Source organism: Pseudomonas sp. 32A (assembly GCF_052682255.1).
Map to the genome: position 1 here is coordinate 5,123,013 of NZ_JBQYLY010000001.1, position 17,597 is coordinate 5,140,609.

Consider the following 17,597-nt stretch of genomic DNA (forward strand, 5'->3'; position numbering starts at 1 on the left):
CCGGTTGCTTAGACCTTGACGATCCAGCCTGCAGGCGCTTCAACGTCGCCGGACTGCACGCCGGTCAGCTCTTTGTAGAGCTTCTGGGTGACCGGGCCGACTTCTTTTTCGCTGTAGAACACGTGCAGCTTGTCTTTGTACTCGATGCCGCCGATCGGGGTGATCACGGCAGCGGTACCGCAGGCGCCGGCTTCCTTGAAGTCCGACAGCTTGTCGATCAGCACGTCGCCTTCAACCACTTCCAGGCCCAGGCGGGATTTGGCCAGTTCGATCAGCGACAGGCGGGTGATGCCTGGCAACACCGACGGCGAGTTCGGGGTGACGAACTTGTTGTCGTGGGTGATCCCGAAGAAGTTGGCCGAGCCGACTTCTTCGATTTTCGAGTGGGTGGCCGGGTCGAGGTAGATGCAGTCGGCGAAGTTGGCTTTTTTCGCCAGGGAACCGGGCATCAGGCTGGCGGCGTAGTTGCCACCGACCTTGGCTGCGCCGGTGCCGTTCGGTGCGGCACGGTCGTAACCGGAGATCAGGAAGTTGTGCGGGGTCAGGCCGCCCTTGAAGTAGGCGCCTACCGGGATGCAGAAGATCGAGAAGATGAACTCTGGTGCGGTGCGCACGCCGATGTTGTCACCGGTGCCGATCACGAACGGGCGCAGGTACAGCGCGCCGCCGGTGCCGTACGGCGGGATGAACCGCTCGTTGGCACGGACTACTGCTTTGCAGGCTTCGATGAAGGCGTCGGTCGGCACTTGTGGCATCAGCAGGCGACCACAGCTGCGCTGCATGCGCGCGGCGTTCTGGTCCGGACGGAACAGGTTGATCGAACCGTCCTTGCAGCGATAGGCCTTGAGGCCTTCAAAGCATTGCTGGCCGTAGTGCAGGGCGGTGGAGCCCTCGCTGATGTGCAGCACGTTGTCGTCGGTCAGGGTGCCTTCTTGCCAGGCGCCGTCCTTCCAGGTCTGGAGGAAACGCTTGTCGGTCTTGATGTAGTCAAAACCCAGCTTGTCCCAATTGATGCTTTCGTTACCCATGACACCCTCTATCTTTTGTCAACCGCCTGGTCGAAGGCAGGCTTATGGTTTATTTCTGGATGGGCGCAACAATACTTCATTCCCCGGTGCGTTCGCACCCCCTGTAGGAGCGAGCTTGCTCGCGAAGGTCGTGAACGATGACGCTGGAAACCTGGTGCCCAGCGGTGTTCTCGGGTTTTTCGCGAGCAAGCTCGCTCCTACAGTTGGGTGTGATCGCCCGTTACATGTGCAATGCATGCCCCAGGGCCCGCAGCGCCGCTTCCTGTACCGCTTCGCCCAGGGTTGGGTGGGCGTGAATCGTGCCCGCCACGTCTTCCAGGCGTGATCCCATTTCCAGGCTCAGGCCGAAGGCGGTGGACAATTCCGAGACGCCCACGCCTACCGCCTGCCAGCCGACGATCAGGTGATTGTCGCGGCGCGCCACCACCCGCACGAAGCCGGTTTTCGACTCCAGGGTCATGGCCCGGCCATTGGCGGCAAACGGGAAGCTCGACACGATGCAGTCCAGCCCGGCGGCCTTGGCCTCGTCCGGGGTCTTGCCGACCACCACCAGTTCCGGGTCGGTGAAGCACACCGCCGGGATCGCAGCCGGGTTGAATTCGCGGGATTTACCGCTGATCAGTTCGGCCACCATTTCGCCCTGGGCCATGGCGCGGTGGGCGAGCATCGGCTCACCGCTGAGGTCGCCGATGGCCCATACGTTGCGCATGCTGGTCTGGCAGCGGCTGTCGATCCTGATCGCCGAGCCGTTCATGTCCAGGTTCAAGGCTTCAAGGTTCCAGCCCTGGGTGTTGGGTTTGCGACCAACGGCAACCAACACCTGGTCGGTTTCCAGCGACAGCGTCTCGCCGCTGGGGTCACGCACTTGCAGTCTGTTGTGTTCAAAGCCAGTGACGCTGTGTTTCAGGAACACCTTCACCCCCAACTGCTTGAGGGATTCGGCCACCGGCTGGGTCAGTTCGGCGTCGTAGGCCGGCAGTATCCGGTCTTGCGCCTCAACCACGCTGACGTCTGCACCGAGCTTGCGATAGGCAATCCCCAGCTCCAGGCCGATATAGCCACCGCCCACCACGATCAAGCGTTTAGGGATGCGTTTCGGCGCCAGGGCTTCGGTGGAGGAGATGATCGGCCCGCCAATCGGCAGCATCGGCAGGTTGACGCTTTTCGAACCGGTGGCCAGCAGCAGGTGTTCACACTGAATGCGCTGGTCGCCGACATCGACAGTCTTGCCATCGACGACCTTGGCCCAGCCATGAATGACCTGAACCTTGTGTTTCTTCAGCAGCGCGGCAACGCCGGTGGTCAGGCGGTCAACGATGCCGTCTTTCCATTCCACGCTTTTACTGATGTCCAGGGTCGGCACATCGACTTCGATGCCCAACGGCGAGCCCTGGCTGTGGTGCACGGTTTGCTGGAACTGTTCGGCAACATGGATCAGTGCCTTCGACGGAATGCAGCCGATGTTCAGGCAGGTGCCGCCCAGCGATTGGCCTTCCACCAGGATGGTCGGGATGCCCAACTGGCCGGCGCGAATCGCTGCCACGTAACCGCCAGGCCCGCCGCCGATAATCAGTAGGGTGGTGTGCAATGTTTGAGACATGGGTTACTCCAGGAACAGGCTGGCGGGTTGTTCGAGCAGGCCACGGATGGCCTGGATGAATTGCGCCGCGTCCATGCCATCGACCACCCGGTGATCGAAGGAACTGGAGAGGTTCATCATCTTGCGGATCACGATCTGGCCCTTGATCACCATCGGCCGCTCGACGATGCGGTTGACCCCGACGATGGCCACTTCGGGCAGGTTCAGCACCGGGGTGCTGACGATCCCGCCCAATGCGCCCAGGCTGGTCAGGGTAATGCTCGAACCCGACAGCTCATCGCGACTGGCCTTGCCATTGCGCGCAGCATTCGCCAGCCGATTGATTTCTTGCGCCGTGCCCCACAGGTTGCGGGCTTCGGCGTGACGCACCACCGGCACCATCAGGCCCACATCGCTCTGGGTGGCGACGCCCACATGCACCGCGCCGAGGCGGGTGATGACCTGGGCTTCGTCGTCATAACGCGCATTGATTTGCGGGTAGTCGCGCAATGCGACGACCATGGCCCGCACCAGGAACGGCAGCAGGGTCAGCTTGCCGCGGGTGGCGCCGTGTTTCTCGTTGAGGTGCACGCGCAACTCGTCGAGGGCCGTGACGTCTATCTCCTCCACGTAGCTGAAATGCGCGGCACGCCGGGTGGCGTCCTGCATGCGCTGGGCGATCTTGCGGCGCATGCCGATCACCGGGATTTGCTGCTCGTCGTTGCGTTCGGCGTACGGGTTGGAGGCACCGGAATTTTTCGCCGGACCCTGGAGCAAGTAAGCGTCCAGATCTTCATGCAGAATCCGGCCGGCCGGGCCTGAACCCTGGACCAGTCGTAGCTGGATGCCAGCATCCAGCGCATGTTTGCGCACGGCCGGGGAGGCCAGCGGGCGGTCATCGGCCTCGCGAGCCACGGGCGCTTGCGCAGCCGTCACCGCAGGCTTGGCTGCCGGCTTGGGTTCAACCACCGGCGCGGCCTTGGCTTCGACTTTCGGTGCAGGAGCCGGTGCAGGCGCGACCTCTTCAACCACCGCCGACAACGCCGACTCCCTGGTATTGCCCGCGCCTTCCACTTCGATACTGATCAAAATACTGCCCACTGCCATGACTTCGCCCGGCTCGCCGCCGAGGGAAATCACCTTGCCGTGCACCGGCGAAGGAATGTCCACCATGGCCTTGTCGGTCATCACGTCCGCCAGCACCTGGTCTTCTACCACCAGGTCGCCGACCTTGACGTGCCATACCGACAATTCAACTTCTGCGATGCCTTCGCCAATGTCCGGCATCTTGATAACGTGCGTGCCCATTCAGACCTCCATAACCCGATGCAAAGCCGCGCCCACTCGGGTCGGGCCAGGGAAATACGCCCACTCTTGCGCGTGCGGGTAGGGGGTGTCCCAACCGGTGACGCGCTCGATTGGCGCTTCCAGGTAGTGGAAGCAGTGCTCCTGCACCAGCGCCACCAGCTCGGCGCCGAACCCGCAGGTACGGGTGGCTTCGTGAACGATCACGCAACGGCGGGTTTTCTTCACGGAATTGACGATGGTTTCCAGGTCCAGCGGCCACAGGCTGCGCAGGTCGATGACTTCGGCATCGATGCCGGTTTCTTCAGCGGCGACTTGCGACACATACACGGTGGTGCCGTAGGTGAGGATGGTCACGTCCTTGCCCGGGCGGGCGATGGCGGCCACGTCCAGCGGCACGGTGTAGTAACCGTCCGGCACTTGCGCTTGCGGATGCTTCGACCACGGGGTTACCGGGCGGTCGTGGTGGCCGTCGAACGGGCCGTTATACAGGCGCTTGGGTTCGAGGAAGATCACCGGGTCATCGTTTTCGATAGAGGCGATCAGCAGGCCCTTGGCGTCGTACGGGTTGGACGGCATCACCGTGCGCAGGCCGCAGACCTGGGTGAACACCGCTTCAATACTCTGGCTGTGGGTCTGGCCGCCGTAGATGCCGCCGCCGCAGGGCATGCGCATGGTCAGCGGTGCAGTGAACTGGCCGGCCGAGCGATAACGCAGGCGGGCCGCTTCGGAAATGATCTGGTCGGTGGCGGGGTATACGTAGTCGGCGAACTGAATCTCGGCCACCGGCCGCAGGCCATAGGCGCCCATGCCGACCGCCACGCCGACGATCCCGCTTTCGGAGATCGGTGCGTCAAACACCCGCGAGGTGCCGTATTTGTTCTGCAAGCCTTCGGTGCAACGGAACACGCCGCCGAAGTAACCGACGTCCTGGCCGAACACCACCACATTGTCGTCTCGCTCAAGCATCACATCCATGGCCGAGCGCAAGGCCTGGATCATGGTCATGGTCGTGGTGGTCATGGCGGTTTCCAGCTGGATATTGTTGTTGTGATCGTTCATGTCAGATCCCCAACTCTTGACGCTGGCGCTTCAAGTGCTCCGGCATCTCTTTATAAACGTCTTCGAACATGGTCGCGGCGCTTGGAATCTGGCCACCGGCCAGGGTGCCGTACTGTTCGGCTTCTTTCTGGGCCTTGATCACTTCCGCTTCAAGCTCGGCACTGACCGCCGCGTGTTCCTCTTCGGACCACTGACCCATCTTGATCAGGTGCTGCTTGAGGCGGGCAATCGGGTCGCCCAGCGGGAAGTGGCTCCAGTCGTCGGCGGGACGGTATTTGGACGGGTCATCGGAAGTGGAGTGCGGGCCTGCGCGGTAGGTCACCCACTCGATCAGGGTTGGCCCCAGGTTGCGGCGGGCGCGTTCGGCGGCCCAGGCGGAGGCCGCGTACACCGCGACAAAATCGTTGCCGTCCACCCGCAGGGAGGCGATGCCGCAACCTACGCCGCGTCCGGCAAAGGTCGTGGCTTCACCGCCGGCGATGGCCTGGAAGGTGGAGATCGCCCACTGGTTGTTCACTACGTTAAGGATGACCGGCGCCCGGTACACGTGGGCGAAGGTGAGGGCGGTGTGGAAGTCGGATTCAGCGGTGGCGCCGTCGCCGATCCAGGCCGAGGCAATCTTGGTATCGCCCTTGATCGCCGAGGCCATGCCCCAGCCCACGCCCTGGACGAATTGGGTGGCGAGGTTGCCGGAGATCGTGAAGAAGCCGAAGTCTTTTACCGAGTACATGATCGGCAACTGGCGGCCCTTGAGCGGATCGCGCTCGTTGGACAGCAGTTGGCAGATCAGGTCCACCAGCGGCACTTCGCGGGCCATCAGGATGCTTTGCTGACGGTAGGTGGGGAAGCACATGTCGTCGATGTTCAAGGCCAGGGCCTGGGCGCTGCCGATGGCTTCTTCGCCAAGGCTTTGCATATAGAACGACATCTTTTTCTGACGCTGGGCGACCACCATGCGGTTGTCGAAGATCCGCGTCTTGAGCATGGCGCGCATGCCCTTGCGCAGAATTTCGACCGGCACACCTTCAGCCCACGGGCCGAGGGCCTGGCCCTGATCGTCGAGCACGCGAATCAGGCCCTTGGCCAGGTCGGCAGTGTCGGCGGGTTCCACGTCAATTGGGGGTTTGCGCACCGTGCCTGCGTCAGTCAGGCGCAGGTAGGTAAAGTCGGTCTTGCAGCCTGGTCGGCCTGAGGGTTCAGGGACGTGCAGGCGCAGTGGTTCATACTGCTGAGTCATGGCTTTCTACGCTCTATCTTGTGAATTTCTTGTAGTGGGCGCGGTAGCTGACAGTCCGTCTTCGGGTAGAAGAAATCTTGTCCTACAACAATCATAGGCTCGCGGCAGGAGAATATTTATCTCTGTTTCGTTGCGTTGGAGATCATTTGGGGATAAAAAAACTGCATAAACATAATAAACAGGTGGTTTTGTCTCATGCGCAAACTGGACCGTATCGATATCGGCATTCTGAACGCCCTTCAGGAGAATGCCCGCATCACCAACGCCGACCTGGCCCGCTCGGTCAACCTGTCGCCCACGCCGTGTTTCAACCGGGTCAAGGCGATGGAAGAATTGGGGCTGATCCGCGACCAGGTGACGCTGCTGGACGCCGACCTGCTGGGGCTGCACGTCAATGTGTTCATCCACGTCAGCCTGGAAAAGCAGAACGAACTGGCGTTGCAGCAATTTGAAGGGGCGATTTCGGATCGCCCCGAAGTGATGGAGTGCTACCTGATGGCCGGCGATCCCGACTATTTGATTCGAGTGCTGGTGCCGACCATCCAGTCTTTGGAGCGCTTCATGATGGACTTTTTGACCAAAGTCCCGGGTGTCGCCAACATCCGCTCCAGTTTTGCCCTCAAGCAAGTACGTTATAAAACGGCGTTGCCGTTGCCGCCAGGTGGATTGATGGTCTGATAAACCTGCCAAGGCTATCCGTTTAGATATAAATGGGCTCTCATCTCATTCATTAGTGCTAAGGGGCTATTTATAAATTTGATCTTCAGTGCGCAGATTCGGGCAACTGCTAAGCTCCTATTTTAAATGGGAGCGGTGTCATGGAAAATCAGGATCTGGTATGCCGTGCGCTCTACGAGTTCAACTTAACCCAACTATCTATTGTGGCCGCACTCGAGGACATGACGGCGTTAGTTGGAAAAGTTTCCTATCTGTCGCCGGAAGTTGTCGACTCCTTGAATCGTCATCTTGAAACCGTCGGACGCAATTGCGACCGCTCGTGTGAGGCGATGTACGCTCTGGTTACCCTGAAAGCAGAAATGCCCGACTGACGTTGGGGCTCTTTCCGTTTTTAAAGAAAGGTTGTGTTTCAAGTTGAGCATTTTTTACAACGATTAAACATATTAACGTCATAAGACGTTGCGCTGTTGGGCCAACGAAGGGTAAGCCGAATGTTCATGAGATCCTTGACGTTGAGTGTTCGCACCACACTTTGTTTTGGTGTGATTTGTATTTTCTTGTTAATGCAAGGAGGCGTGACGCTGGTTAAAGTTGAGAAAATTTATTCGTCAACCGTGGATGTTGGAACTAATTGGCTGCCCAGTATTAGTTTGGCGGGAAGTATAAATTCGAGCTTTTACAATCTTCGTCTGGACTTGCGTCGTTTTGCCATCGACCGTGCTCGTCAGGAACCAGCGTCAGTCCAAAGGTTAAGGGATTTCAGTTTACAAACCATCAAACTCGCGGGGAGCTATGCACCCTTTGCATCGACACCTGAAGAACAGTCCAAATACACTGAAATGTTAGACGGTATGCGGGTTTACAACGAAAAAGTGGAGGACTTGATCGCCCGTGCCGGCACGCTGTCTATCGATGAGTTTGCGGCGTACTTGCGTGAAGTTAATACGCCCATTGCTCTCAAGGTGCAGGGCTCCATTACCGATTTGATCGCGATCAATGAGCAAGGCGCGAAGTACGCGGCGCAAGGGGCATCCGATGAGGTGCATATGACCCGTTTGTTTACCTGGGGATTGATGGTGGTGGCTGTGTTGTTGACAGTGGTAGTGGCGCGGCTGTTTTCCCAGAGCGTTATTATCCCGGTGCGTGAGTTGTTGGTATCGACCACCAAGATTGCCGAAGGTGATTTGCGAGTGGCCATCGCTATCAGCGGCAAGGATGAACTGACAGCGCTGCAGCAATCCACCGCTGCCATGCAAATGAACCTGAAAACTACCTTGCTGCATATCTCCGAAGCCTCCGGGCAGTTGGCCTCTGCGGCAGAAGAAATGAGTTCAATCACCCGGGAATCTACTGCGGGTATTGAACGCCAGAGTATGGAGACTGACCAGGCGGCGACTGCCGTCAATCAGATGACTGCCGCCGTAGAGGAAGTGGCCAGGAATGCTGTTTCCGCCTCCCACTCTACCCAGGACTCCCAACGCGCAGCGAAAGTCGGCCAGGAGCGCGTCACGCAAACCATCGCTTCGATTGAAAAGTTGAGTGCCACAGTGCAGCAGACCGGGCTGGAGGTCGAAGGCTTGGCGATGCAGGCACAGGATATTGCACGGGTGGTCGAGGTTATCCGTTCCATTGCCGAACAAACCAACCTGCTCGCGTTGAACGCCGCCATTGAAGCCGCCAGGGCCGGTGAGCAAGGAAGGGGCTTTGCGGTAGTGGCTGACGAAGTGAGAGCACTGGCCCATCGCACGCAAACGTCCACGCAGGAAATCGAGCAGATGATTGCGAAAATCCAGACCTGCTCCAGCGAGGCGGTGTCTTCCATGGCGCTTAACCGCAGTGAAGCGGTGGAATCGTTGAAAATCGCCCATGAAGCGGGCCTGGCCATTACCCAGATCACCGAGGCCATTTCCGATATCAATGAACGAAACCTGCTGATTGCCACAGCCTCGGAAGAGCAGGCACACGTGGCGCGCTCCGTGGACCAGAACCTGATCAGCATTCGTGACTTGTCCATCCAGAGTTCATCGGCGGCGGGGCAGACGTCCATCGCCAGTCATGAACTGTCCAAGTTGGCCGTTGACCTCAAGCAGATCGTTTCGAAGTTTTCCGTGAGTTGATCGAGGGCGTGTGTTGCAGGACTTCGCCCGGCCGACAGCGCATTTTGGCCAGGCCTGAAGTGCCCGCTCAAAGTTGGTTGAGCGGAATCTTCAGGTAAACGACGCCATTGTCCTCCGCCGGCGGCATCACCCCGGCCCGCACATTCACCTGGATCGCCGGCAGCAACAGCGTCGGCATGCCCAACCCGGCATCCCGAGTGGTGCGCATTTCGACAAACGCCGCCTCATCCACCCCGTCATGCACATGAATATTTCCCGCCCGTTGCTCAGCCACCGTGGTCAGGCATTTGGCGGCGCGTCCTTCAGGCGGGTAGTCATGGCACACGTACAACCGGGTCTGCGGCGGGAACGCCAGCAACTTGCGCATCGACGCATACAGCTGGCGCGCATCCCCACCGGGGAAATCGCAGCGCGCCGTCCCCACATCCGGCATGAACAGCGTGTCGCCCACCAGAATCAACTGGTCATCAATCAGGTAAGCCATGTCCGCCGGTGTATGCCCCGGCACATGCAGCGCCTGGGCCTTCAGGTTGCCGATGTGAAACACCTCATCCGGCGCAAACAGATGGTCGAACTGCGACCCATCCACCCGAAACTCCGGCTCCAGGTTGAACAGGTTCTTGAACACCCCCTGCACCTTGCTGATGGACTCGCCAATCGCGATCTGGCCCCCCAGCTGCCGACGCAAATACGGCGCCGCCGACAAGTGATCGGCATGGGCATGGGTTTCCAGCAACCACTGCACCTGTAGGCCATGCTCGTGCACAAACGCGATTACCTTGTCCGCCTGGCCGGTGCCGGTGCGTCCGGAGGCCGGGTCGTAATTGAGCACCGAGTCAACGATGGCGCACGGGCCACCGTCCGTTTCATAGACGACGTAGGTGTAGGTCGACGACGCCTCGTCCAGAAAGGATTGAATCAACGCTGGCATGACGGTTGTCCCAAATAAGTAGTTACAATCACTTTACGTTTACACATAATGTTTTGAGCTTAAGTGACAGAGAGAGCCCCACGCAAATGGAATCGAACCTGAGTGAAGGCGAAGTCGCGCAATTGCGTGCCTCCGCGTCCAAGGCCTGCGCCTTGCTCAAGGCCCTGGCCAATGAAGACCGGCTGTTGATTCTCTGCCAGTTGACCCAGGGTGAACGCAACGTCGGCGAGCTGGAAACCATGACCGGCGTGCGCCAGCCAACCCTGTCGCAACAATTGGGCATCCTGCGGGACGAAGGGCTGGTGGCCACCCGTCGGGAAGGCAAATACATTTTCTACGGGCTGGCCAGCCACGAAGTGATTCAAGTGATGAAGACGCTGTCCGGGCTGTATTGCGGCGCCGTGATAAAAAGCTGGGCGTGACGCCGTACGGCAACGACCCTTGTGTGCACTTTTAAAAGAAAGGCCATAGACCATGAACGACCAACACTGGGGACCTGCCATCAGTGGCGATATCGTTGTCATCGGTGGCGGCTCGGCAGGCATCGGCCTGCTGGCCAGCCTGCTCAAGCGCGACCCGCACCTGAACATCATCCTGATCGAACCCAGCGACCACCACTACTACCAACCGGCCTGGACCTTGGTGGGCGGCGGCGCCTACGACGTTAAAAAGACCGTGCGCCCCATGGCCGACGTGCTGCCCAACGGCGTCACCTGGATCCAGGCGGCGGTCAGCGAATTACTGCCCGACGAGCACACCCTGGCGCTCGACAGCGGCCAGCGCGTGACCTGGAAAAACCTGATTGTGTGCCCGGGCCTGCGCCTGGCCTGGGAAAAAATCGAAGGTTTACCAGAGACCCTAGGCCAGCATGGCGTAACGTCCAACTACAGCTACGAGCACGCCGCCTACACCTGGCAACTGGTGCAGCAACTCAAGCATGGCAAGGCGATCTTTACCCAGCCGGCCATGCCGATCAAATGCGCCGGCGCCCCGCAAAAGGCCATGTACCTGTCGTGCGATCACTGGCTCAAGCAGGGTGACCTGAAAAACATCAAGGTCGAATTCAACCTGGCCGGTGCCGCCTTGTTTGGCGTGGCCACCTTCGTCCCGCCGCTGATGAAGTATGTTGAAAAGTACGCCGCCCAACTGGCGTTCAACTCCAACCTGGTCAAGGTCGACGGCCCCGCGCGCAAAGCCTGGTTCGAGATCAAGGACGCCGAAGGCAATGTGCGCGTCGAAGAGAAAACCTTCGACCTGCTGCACGTCGTCCCGCCGCAAGTCGCCCCGGACTTTATCCGCAACAGCCCCTTGGCCGATGCCGCCGGCTGGTGCGAAGTCAATCCACAGAGCCTGCAACACCTGCGCTACCCGCACATCTTCGGCCTCGGCGATGTGTGCTCCACCACCAACGCCAAGACCGCAGCGGCCGTGCGCAAGCAAATCGTGGTGGTGGCGGAAAACCTGCTGGCCCTGCGCAAACAGGCGCCTTTGCCCCTCAAGTACGACGGCTATGGCTCCTGCCCGCTGACCGTGGAGAAGGGCAAGGTGGTGCTGGCCGAGTTCGGCTATGGCGGCAAGTTGCTGCCGACCTTTCCCCTCGACCCAACCGTGGCACGGCGTTCGGCGTGGTTTCTCAAGGCGAGCTTCCTGCCGTGGTTCTACTGGAACGGCATGCTCAAGGGCCGCGAGTGGCTGACCCGTCTGGCCAAGGTGGATTGAGGCAACCCTATGCTGCTGGCAAGTTTTCTGGGCGTGTTGATGGGGTTGGTCATGGGCCTGACCGGCGCCGGGGGCGGCATTCTGGGCGTCCCGGCGTTGGTATTGGGGTTGGGATTGACCATGACCCAGGCCGCGCCGGTGTCTTTGTTCGCCGTCGGCGCGGCCGCCGCAGTAGGTGCGCTGGATGGCTTGCGCCATGGCCTGGTGCGTTACCGCGCGGCGCTGCTGATTGCGCTGCTCGGCGCGCTGTTTTCGCCGCTGGGGGTGTTCCTCGCCCACCAGATGTCGGAGAAAGTCCTGATGGGCCTGTTCAGCGCGCTGATGGTGCTGGTGGCCTGGCGCATGCTGCAGCGGGAGAAGCTTGAGGCCGGGCCGAGCGACCACGGCACCGCATCGTGGGGCCAGAAGAACTGCATGCTCGATCAACAGACCGGGCGCTTTTCCTGGACCGCCAAATGCACCGCCACCCTGGCGGCCCTCGGCGCAGTGACCGGTGCGGTATCGGGCTTGCTCGGTGTGGGCGGCGGCTTCCTGATCGTACCGGCGTTCAAGCAACTGACCGATGTGCAGATGCGCGGCATCGTCGCCACCTCGCTGATGGTGATCAGCCTGATCTCGTTGATCGGCGTGATCGGTGCGTTTCATGCCGGGGTCAGTATCGAGCCGATGGGCTGGGTGTTTATCGGTTCGAGCATTGTCGGCATGTTGGCGGGGCGGCGCCTGTGCTCGGTGATCAAGGCGCGCACCTTGCAGGTGGGTTTTGCCACCCTGTGTGTACTGGTGGCAGCGGGTATGCTGTTTCGGGCCCTCATGCAGGTGCCTTGAAATGCACGGGTATCAGCGCCGCAGGTAGGCACCGAAGTCGATGTCCCCGGCGCTGAGAATCGCCTGCACCCGATTGTGCACGTTCAACTTGCGCAGGATCGCCGAGACATGGGCCTTCACCGTGGTCTCGGCAATCTCCAGGCTATAGGCGATTTGCTTGTTCGAGTCACCCTTGGTCATCCGCTCCAGCACCAGCAATTGCTTGCGGGTCAGGGCCTGCAGCAGCTCCGGCGCAAGCCCCAGGCAATCATTCATGCGCCGTTGCCCGCCGATTTTCTGGCTGCGAATAATCTCCGGCGGCAAATACACATTGCCGTTGAGAATCTGTTGGATCGCCTCGGTCATCTGCAGCCTGGGCGAGGACTTGGTGATAAACCCCACCGCGCCATAGGTGATGGCTTGCAGCACGACCTGTTTGTCCTGCTCGGCAGACACGATCACCACCGGAATCGTCGGCGACTCGTTGCGCAGGTTGATCAGGCCATTGAGGCCGTGCATGCCCGGCATGTTCAGGTCCAGCAGGATCAGATCCAGGTCGTCGTGCTCCTGGCTCAGGGCCAGGGCGCTGTCCAGGTCGCCGGTTTCCATCACTTCGCTGCCCGGGAACCCGTCGCTGATGACGTTGTGGATCGCCTCGCGAAACAGTGGGTGATCGTCGGCTATCAGAATTTTGTACATGGACGTTCGCCTTATTATTTTTGCTTATTCAAGCAGGTCCGATCCATAGGGTCATGCGCCCATTACATGCCAGTCTCGATGCCTTGGGAATGCGACGATAGAGAGGGGAATCAGTACCAAAGTAGTAGATCGTGCCCTACGTCGCGGTTTCAGTGCCACCCATTGGTCTGATTGCATTCAGTGCCGGATGGGTTAGTGTGGAGCGCATCTTCCAGAATAATAAAAACAGGCTTACCAATGAGCCCGAACCTGAGTCTCCTGCGTAAATTCGTTTCCCCTGAAATCATCTTTGGCGCCGGCTGCCGGCACAACGTAGGCAACTACGCCAAGACCTTTGGCGCGCGCAAGGTGCTGGTGGTGAGTGATCCCGGCGTGGTTGCTGTCGGCTGGGTGGCCGATGTCGAGGCCAGCCTGCAAGCCATCGGCATCGACTATTGCCTGTACACCGCCGTGTCGCCCAACCCCCGGGTTGAAGAGGTGATGCTCGGCGCCGAGGTCTACCGTGAGAACCATTGCGACGTGATCGTCGCCGTCGGTGGCGGCAGCCCGATGGACTGCGGCAAGGCCATCGGCATCGTGGTCGCCCATGGCTGCAGCATCCTCGACTTCGAAGGCGTCGACACCATCCGCGTGCCGAGCCCGCCGCTGATCCTGATCCCGACCACAGCGGGTTCCTCGGCGGATGTCTCGCAGTTCGTGATCATTTCCAACCAGCAGGAACGCATGAAGTTCTCCATCGTCAGCAAGGCGGTGGTGCCCGATGTTTCACTGATCGACCCGGAAACCACGGCGAGCATGGACCCGTTTCTCTCGGCCTGTACCGGCATCGACGCGCTGGTGCATGCCATCGAGGCCTTCGTGTCCACCGGCCACGGCCCGCTGACCGATCCCCACGCGCTGGAAGCCATGCATCTGATCAATGGCAACCTGGTGCAGATGATCGCCAACCCGGGCGACATCGCCCTGCGGGAGAAAATCATGCTGGGCAGCATGCAGGCCGGGCTGGCGTTTTCCAACGCGATCCTCGGCGCGGTGCATGCCATGTCCCACAGCCTTGGCGGCTTTCTCGACCTGCCCCATGGCCTGTGCAACGCGGTGCTGGTGGAACATGTGGTGGCGTTCAACTACAGCGCGGCACCGGAGCGTTTCAAGGTGATTGCCGAGACCTTCGGCATTGATTGCCGGGGCCTCAACCACCGGCAAATCTGCGGCCGGCTGGTGGACCATTTGATCGCGTTGAAGCATGCGATCGGCTTCCATGAAACCCTCGGCCTGCATGGGATTCGAGTGGCGGACATTCCCTTTCTGTCGCAGCACGCCATGCACGACCCGTGCATCCTTACCAACCCGCGTGAGTCCAGCCAGCGTGACGTCGAGGTCGTCTATGGCGAAGCTCTCTGACGATCAGCAACGGGCACTCGCGGGGCTGCTGGGGCTGGGCAACCACTCGGCGCGCAAGAGTCATTACCCCGAACTGACCGCGCGCCTCGACGAGCTGGAAGCCGAGCGCAATCGCTACATCCGCCTCAACGACGAATTGGAACAGCGGGTCGCGGCGCGTACCGACGAGTTGCTGGAAGCCAACCGCAACCTGCAACAGCAAATCGCCCAGCGCGAGAAGATCGAGCAGGACCTGCGCGATGCCCGGGATGCCGCCCAGGCCGCCAACCGCAGCAAGGACAAATACCTTGCCGCCGCCAGTCATGACCTGCTGCAACCCCTCAATGCCGCACGCTTGCTGATTTCCACCCTGCGCGAGCGCAACTTGCCCAGCGTCGAACACGTGTTGGTGGAGCGCACCCATCAGGCCCTGGAAGGCGCCGAGGATTTGCTCACCGACTTGCTGGACATTTCCCGACTCGATCAAGCGGCGGTCAAGCCGGACATCGCCCTGTACCGTCTCGACGAACTGTTCGCACCGCTGGTCTCGGAATTCCAGTCGGTGGCCGCGGCGTCCGGGCTGAACCTGCGGGCGCGTACAGGCCATTACGCAATCAATACCGACCTGCGGCTGGTGACGCGGATCCTGCGCAATTTTCTCAGCAACGCCTGCCGCTACACGAGCGCGGGCTCCATCCTGCTGGGCGCCCGCCGCCGGGGTGAGCGGTTGCGCCTGGAGGTGTGGGACACCGGGCGCGGAATTGCGGCGGACCGTCTGGACGCCATCTTTCTGGAGTTCAATCAACTGGATGTGGGCCGCGCTGCCGACCGCAAGGGCGTGGGACTGGGGTTGGCGATTGTCGAGCGTATCGCCGAGGTCCTCGGTTACCCGGTGGCGGTGCGTTCGTGGCCGGGGCGCGGTTCGATGTTCAGCATCGAAGTCCCCATCAGCGAGGACATGCCGCTGCCCATCAGTGTGGTGGCCACGCAACCGAGCACCGGCAACCCGCTGCCGGGGAGGCGGCTGCTGGTGCTGGATAACGAAGTCAGCATCCTCGACAGCATGAGCGCGCTGCTTGGGCAGTGGGGCTGCGAGGTGGTCACTGCGACCGACCAGGCCGGCGCACTGGTTGCGTTGCAGGGCAGGGCACCGGAGCTGATTCTCGCGGACTATCACCTGGACCATGGCGTGGTGGGCTGTGAGGTAGTGGGCCAATTACGCGAGCATTTTGGCTGCAGGATTCCGGCAGTGATTATCACCGCCGACCGCACCGACCAATGCCGCCGTGCATTGCAGCGCCTGGACGTGCCATTGCTCAACAAGCCGGTCAAGCCCGGCAAGTTGCGGGCAGTGTTGACCCAGTTATTGGCCTAGCCACTTGATACCCGTCAACACCGGGCGTGACGCTTTGCCTCATGCTGTGGGCCTGATTTAAAGGCCGACGGAGAACCCCATGAGTGCCCCCGCAACAACTGCAGCTTCATTCAAGTTGCCCCTGGGCCTGGTGGCCGGCGTGCTGGTGATGGTCGGCGTGCTGCTGTTGCCGCTGCCGGCCGACTTGCCGGTGGCCGGGCACCGGATGCTGGCGATCCTCGCGTTTGCGGTGGTGGTGTGGATCACCGAAGCGGTCTCCTATGAGGCCAGCGCGATCATGATCACCTCATTGATGGCTTTTTTGCTCGGCACTGCGCCGTCGCTGCAAGACCCCACGCACCTGATCGGCTCCAGCCCGGCCATCAGCATGGCGTTGACGGGGTTTTCCAACCCGGCATTGGCGTTGGTGGCGGGTGCGTTGTTTATTGCGGCAGCCATGACCCATACCGGCCTGGACCGGCGCATCGCGTTGGTCACCCTGACGCGCGTGGGGACCAGCACGCGGGGAATTCTCGTTGGGGCAATTGCCGTGACCATCCTCCTCAGCCTGGTGGTGCCCAGCGCGACGGCTCGCAGTGCGTGTGTGGTGCCGATCATGATGGGGGTGATTGCGGCGTTCGGCGTGGACAAGCGCTCCAATATCGCGGCCGGGATCATGATCGTCGTGGCTCAGGGCACGAGCATCTGGAACGTCGGGATTCAGACGGCGGCGGCGCAGAACCTGCTGACGGTTGGCTTTATGGACAAGATGCTGGGGCAGCGGGTGTCGTGGATCGACTGGCTGATCGCCGGGGCGCCGTGGGCGGTGATCATGTCGGCGGTGTTGTTGTTTTTGGTGTTGAAGCTGCTGCCGCCGGAGAGTGACAGCATTCCCGGGGGCAAGGAGGCGGTGGCGCAATCGCTGGTGGATATCGGGCCGATGACGGGGCCGCAGAAGCGGTTGCTGACGGTGTCGGTATTGCTCTTGATGGCGTGGGCCACCGAGGGACGACTGCACAGCTTTGATACGACTTCGACGACCTACGCCGGGTTGGTGTTTTTGCTGATGCCGGGGATTGGGGTGATGACCTGGAAGGATGTGCAGTCGCGGATTCCGTGGGGCACGGTGATTGTGTTCGGGGTGGGTATCAGCCTGGGTACGGCGTTGCTGACGACCCAGGCGGGGCAGTGGTTGGGGTCGCAGGTGGTGGCGCATACCGGGTTGGATCAGGTGGGGCCGCTGGGGGTGTTTGCGATTCTGGGGGCGTTTTTGATCGTGATTCATTTGGGGTTTGCCAGTGCCACGGCATTGACGTCGGCGTTGTTGCCGATTTTGATTGCGGTGTTGCAGACGTTGCCCGGGGACTTCAGTCGGCTGGGGATGACGATGTTGCTGGGGTTTGTGATGAGCTACGGGTTTATCCTGCCCATCAATGCGCCGCAGAACATGGTGTGTTTGGGGACCGGCACGTTTACCGCGCGGCAGTTTGCCAAGGTGGGGATTTTGGTGACGCTGATTGGGTATGGGTTGATGTTGGTGTTTGCGGCTACGTATTGGAGTTGGTTGGGGTGGATTTGAAGTGATTGCTGTAGGTGCTGATTAACTCGCTTGTAGCCCTTTTCCGAAAATCAATTTTTACCGTCTGATTTTCTGCAAGTTAAGCCACTCCCGATTTTATATTTCGAGCTCTTCTTTTGGAGCAG

16 protein-coding genes and 1 pseudogene are annotated in these 17,597 nt (G+C 60.6%); 10 read left to right on the forward strand and 7 right to left on the reverse strand.

Translation table 11 applies throughout. The annotated features are described in order from the left end of the window. Positions 1-8 precede the first annotated feature (8 nt). The gene (locus ACUN0G_RS23555) at positions 9-1,028 is read right to left on the reverse strand and encodes a branched-chain amino acid aminotransferase (protein WP_093207909.1); all 1,020 of its coding nucleotides are present in this window, start codon (positions 1,026-1,028) and stop codon (positions 9-11) included. Positions 1,029-1,143: 115 nt separating this feature from the next. Here ACUN0G_RS23555 and ACUN0G_RS23560 point away from each other — a divergent pair. Next, positions 1,144-1,239, forward strand: a pseudogene (locus ACUN0G_RS23560) (outer membrane lipoprotein carrier protein LolA); the annotation flags it as partial. Between the two features lie 9 nt (positions 1,240-1,248). Here ACUN0G_RS23560 and lpdA read toward each other — a convergent pair. Genes lpdA through ACUN0G_RS23580 form a run of 4 tightly spaced genes read right to left on the reverse strand, consistent with a single transcriptional unit; the run spans position 1,249 to position 6,211 of the window. Continuing rightward, positions 1,249-2,628, reverse strand: a complete 1,380-nt coding sequence (lpdA, locus tag ACUN0G_RS23565; RefSeq protein ID WP_445574404.1) for a dihydrolipoyl dehydrogenase — start codon at positions 2,626-2,628, stop codon at positions 1,249-1,251. 3 nt (positions 2,629-2,631) lie between these two features. Then, positions 2,632-3,915, reverse strand: a complete 1,284-nt coding sequence (locus ACUN0G_RS23570) for a dihydrolipoamide acetyltransferase family protein (protein ID WP_445574405.1) — start codon at positions 3,913-3,915, stop codon at positions 2,632-2,634. Then, positions 3,916-4,974, reverse strand: coding sequence for an alpha-ketoacid dehydrogenase subunit beta (locus tag ACUN0G_RS23575; RefSeq protein WP_010166768.1), 1,059 nt, complete (start codon positions 4,972-4,974; stop codon positions 3,916-3,918). A gap of 1 nt (position 4,975) precedes the next feature. After that, entirely contained in the window at positions 4,976-6,211 is a 1,236-nt protein-coding gene (locus tag ACUN0G_RS23580) for a 3-methyl-2-oxobutanoate dehydrogenase (2-methylpropanoyl-transferring) subunit alpha (RefSeq protein WP_258346922.1), read from the reverse strand. Positions 6,212-6,406: 195 nt separating this feature from the next. Between ACUN0G_RS23580 and ACUN0G_RS23585 the strand changes: the two genes are divergently transcribed. From ACUN0G_RS23585 to ACUN0G_RS23595, 3 genes are all read left to right on the forward strand, one after another. Next, the gene (locus tag ACUN0G_RS23585) at positions 6,407-6,889 is read left to right on the forward strand and encodes an Lrp/AsnC family transcriptional regulator (protein WP_017476898.1); all 483 of its coding nucleotides are present in this window, start codon (positions 6,407-6,409) and stop codon (positions 6,887-6,889) included. Between the two features lie 140 nt (positions 6,890-7,029). Beyond that, entirely contained in the window at positions 7,030-7,260 is a 231-nt protein-coding gene (locus ACUN0G_RS23590) for a hypothetical protein (protein WP_258346921.1), read from the forward strand. A gap of 126 nt (positions 7,261-7,386) precedes the next feature. Beyond that, positions 7,387-9,006 carry a HAMP domain-containing methyl-accepting chemotaxis protein gene (locus ACUN0G_RS23595; protein ID WP_445575588.1) on the forward strand — a complete coding sequence of 540 codons (1,620 nt, stop codon included), beginning with the start codon at positions 7,387-7,389 and terminating at the stop codon, positions 9,004-9,006. A gap of 67 nt (positions 9,007-9,073) precedes the next feature. Here the strand turns inward: ACUN0G_RS23595 and ACUN0G_RS23600 are convergent, their stop codons facing one another. Further along, on the reverse strand, positions 9,074-9,937 hold the full coding sequence (locus tag ACUN0G_RS23600; RefSeq protein WP_445574406.1) for an MBL fold metallo-hydrolase: 864 nt from the start codon (positions 9,935-9,937) through the stop codon (positions 9,074-9,076). Positions 9,938-10,023: 86 nt separating this feature from the next. On the opposite strand from ACUN0G_RS23600, the gene ACUN0G_RS23605 reads away from it, so the two are divergent. The 3 genes from ACUN0G_RS23605 to ACUN0G_RS23615 are packed head-to-tail and all read left to right on the forward strand — an operon-like array spanning position 10,024 to position 12,481. Beyond that, positions 10,024-10,359 carry an ArsR/SmtB family transcription factor gene (locus ACUN0G_RS23605; protein WP_010166774.1) on the forward strand — a complete coding sequence of 112 codons (336 nt, stop codon included), beginning with the start codon at positions 10,024-10,026 and terminating at the stop codon, positions 10,357-10,359. A gap of 52 nt (positions 10,360-10,411) precedes the next feature. Continuing rightward, positions 10,412-11,656 carry an FAD/NAD(P)-binding oxidoreductase gene (locus ACUN0G_RS23610; RefSeq protein WP_445574407.1) on the forward strand — a complete coding sequence of 415 codons (1,245 nt, stop codon included), beginning with the start codon at positions 10,412-10,414 and terminating at the stop codon, positions 11,654-11,656. 9 nt (positions 11,657-11,665) lie between these two features. Next, positions 11,666-12,481 carry a sulfite exporter TauE/SafE family protein gene (locus tag ACUN0G_RS23615; protein WP_445574408.1) on the forward strand — a complete coding sequence of 272 codons (816 nt, stop codon included), beginning with the start codon at positions 11,666-11,668 and terminating at the stop codon, positions 12,479-12,481. Between the two features lie 12 nt (positions 12,482-12,493). On the opposite strand, the gene ACUN0G_RS23620 is transcribed toward ACUN0G_RS23615, so the two are convergent. Beyond that, positions 12,494-13,159: a response regulator transcription factor gene (locus ACUN0G_RS23620; protein WP_063028558.1), complete on the reverse strand. Its 666-nt coding sequence runs from the start codon at positions 13,157-13,159 to the stop codon at positions 12,494-12,496. 237 nt (positions 13,160-13,396) lie between these two features. On the opposite strand from ACUN0G_RS23620, the gene ercA reads away from it, so the two are divergent. From ercA to ACUN0G_RS23635, 3 genes are all read left to right on the forward strand, one after another. Continuing rightward, complete coding sequence (gene ercA / locus ACUN0G_RS23625; RefSeq protein ID WP_445574409.1) at positions 13,397-14,560, forward strand: alcohol dehydrogenase-like regulatory protein ErcA; 1,164 nt, start codon at positions 13,397-13,399, stop codon at positions 14,558-14,560. Next, entirely contained in the window at positions 14,544-15,914 is a 1,371-nt protein-coding gene (locus ACUN0G_RS23630; RefSeq protein WP_445574410.1) for an ATP-binding response regulator, read from the forward strand. Before ercA ends, ACUN0G_RS23630 begins: the two co-directional genes overlap by 17 nt. A 79-nt stretch (positions 15,915-15,993) precedes the next feature. Then, entirely contained in the window at positions 15,994-17,472 is a 1,479-nt protein-coding gene (locus ACUN0G_RS23635; RefSeq protein ID WP_445574411.1) for a DASS family sodium-coupled anion symporter, read from the forward strand. Positions 17,473-17,597: the final 125 nt, after the last annotated feature.

Coding starts and splice junctions, on each gene's coding strand:
- ACUN0G_RS23555 (WP_093207909.1), bottom strand. CDS start 1,028: ATGGGTAACGAAAGCATCAATTGGGACAAGCTGGGTTTTGACTACATC.
- lpdA (WP_445574404.1), bottom strand. CDS start 2,628: ATGTCTCAAACATTGCACACCACCCTACTGATTATCGGCGGCGGGCCT.
- ACUN0G_RS23570 (WP_445574405.1), bottom strand. CDS start 3,915: ATGGGCACGCACGTTATCAAGATGCCGGACATTGGCGAAGGCATCGCA.
- ACUN0G_RS23575 (WP_010166768.1), bottom strand. CDS start 4,974: ATGAACGATCACAACAACAATATCCAGCTGGAAACCGCCATGACCACC.
- ACUN0G_RS23580 (WP_258346922.1), bottom strand. CDS start 6,211: ATGACTCAGCAGTATGAACCACTGCGCCTGCACGTCCCTGAACCCTCA.
- ACUN0G_RS23585 (WP_017476898.1), top strand. CDS start 6,407: ATGCGCAAACTGGACCGTATCGATATCGGCATTCTGAACGCCCTTCAG.
- ACUN0G_RS23590 (WP_258346921.1), top strand. CDS start 7,030: ATGGAAAATCAGGATCTGGTATGCCGTGCGCTCTACGAGTTCAACTTA.
- ACUN0G_RS23595 (WP_445575588.1), top strand. CDS start 7,387: ATGAGATCCTTGACGTTGAGTGTTCGCACCACACTTTGTTTTGGTGTG.
- ACUN0G_RS23600 (WP_445574406.1), bottom strand. CDS start 9,937: ATGCCAGCGTTGATTCAATCCTTTCTGGACGAGGCGTCGTCGACCTAC.
- ACUN0G_RS23605 (WP_010166774.1), top strand. CDS start 10,024: ATGGAATCGAACCTGAGTGAAGGCGAAGTCGCGCAATTGCGTGCCTCC.
- ACUN0G_RS23610 (WP_445574407.1), top strand. CDS start 10,412: ATGAACGACCAACACTGGGGACCTGCCATCAGTGGCGATATCGTTGTC.
- ACUN0G_RS23615 (WP_445574408.1), top strand. CDS start 11,666: ATGCTGCTGGCAAGTTTTCTGGGCGTGTTGATGGGGTTGGTCATGGGC.
- ACUN0G_RS23620 (WP_063028558.1), bottom strand. CDS start 13,159: ATGTACAAAATTCTGATAGCCGACGATCACCCACTGTTTCGCGAGGCG.
- ercA (WP_445574409.1), top strand. CDS start 13,397: ATGAGCCCGAACCTGAGTCTCCTGCGTAAATTCGTTTCCCCTGAAATC.
- ACUN0G_RS23630 (WP_445574410.1), top strand. CDS start 14,544: ATGGCGAAGCTCTCTGACGATCAGCAACGGGCACTCGCGGGGCTGCTG.
- ACUN0G_RS23635 (WP_445574411.1), top strand. CDS start 15,994: ATGAGTGCCCCCGCAACAACTGCAGCTTCATTCAAGTTGCCCCTGGGC.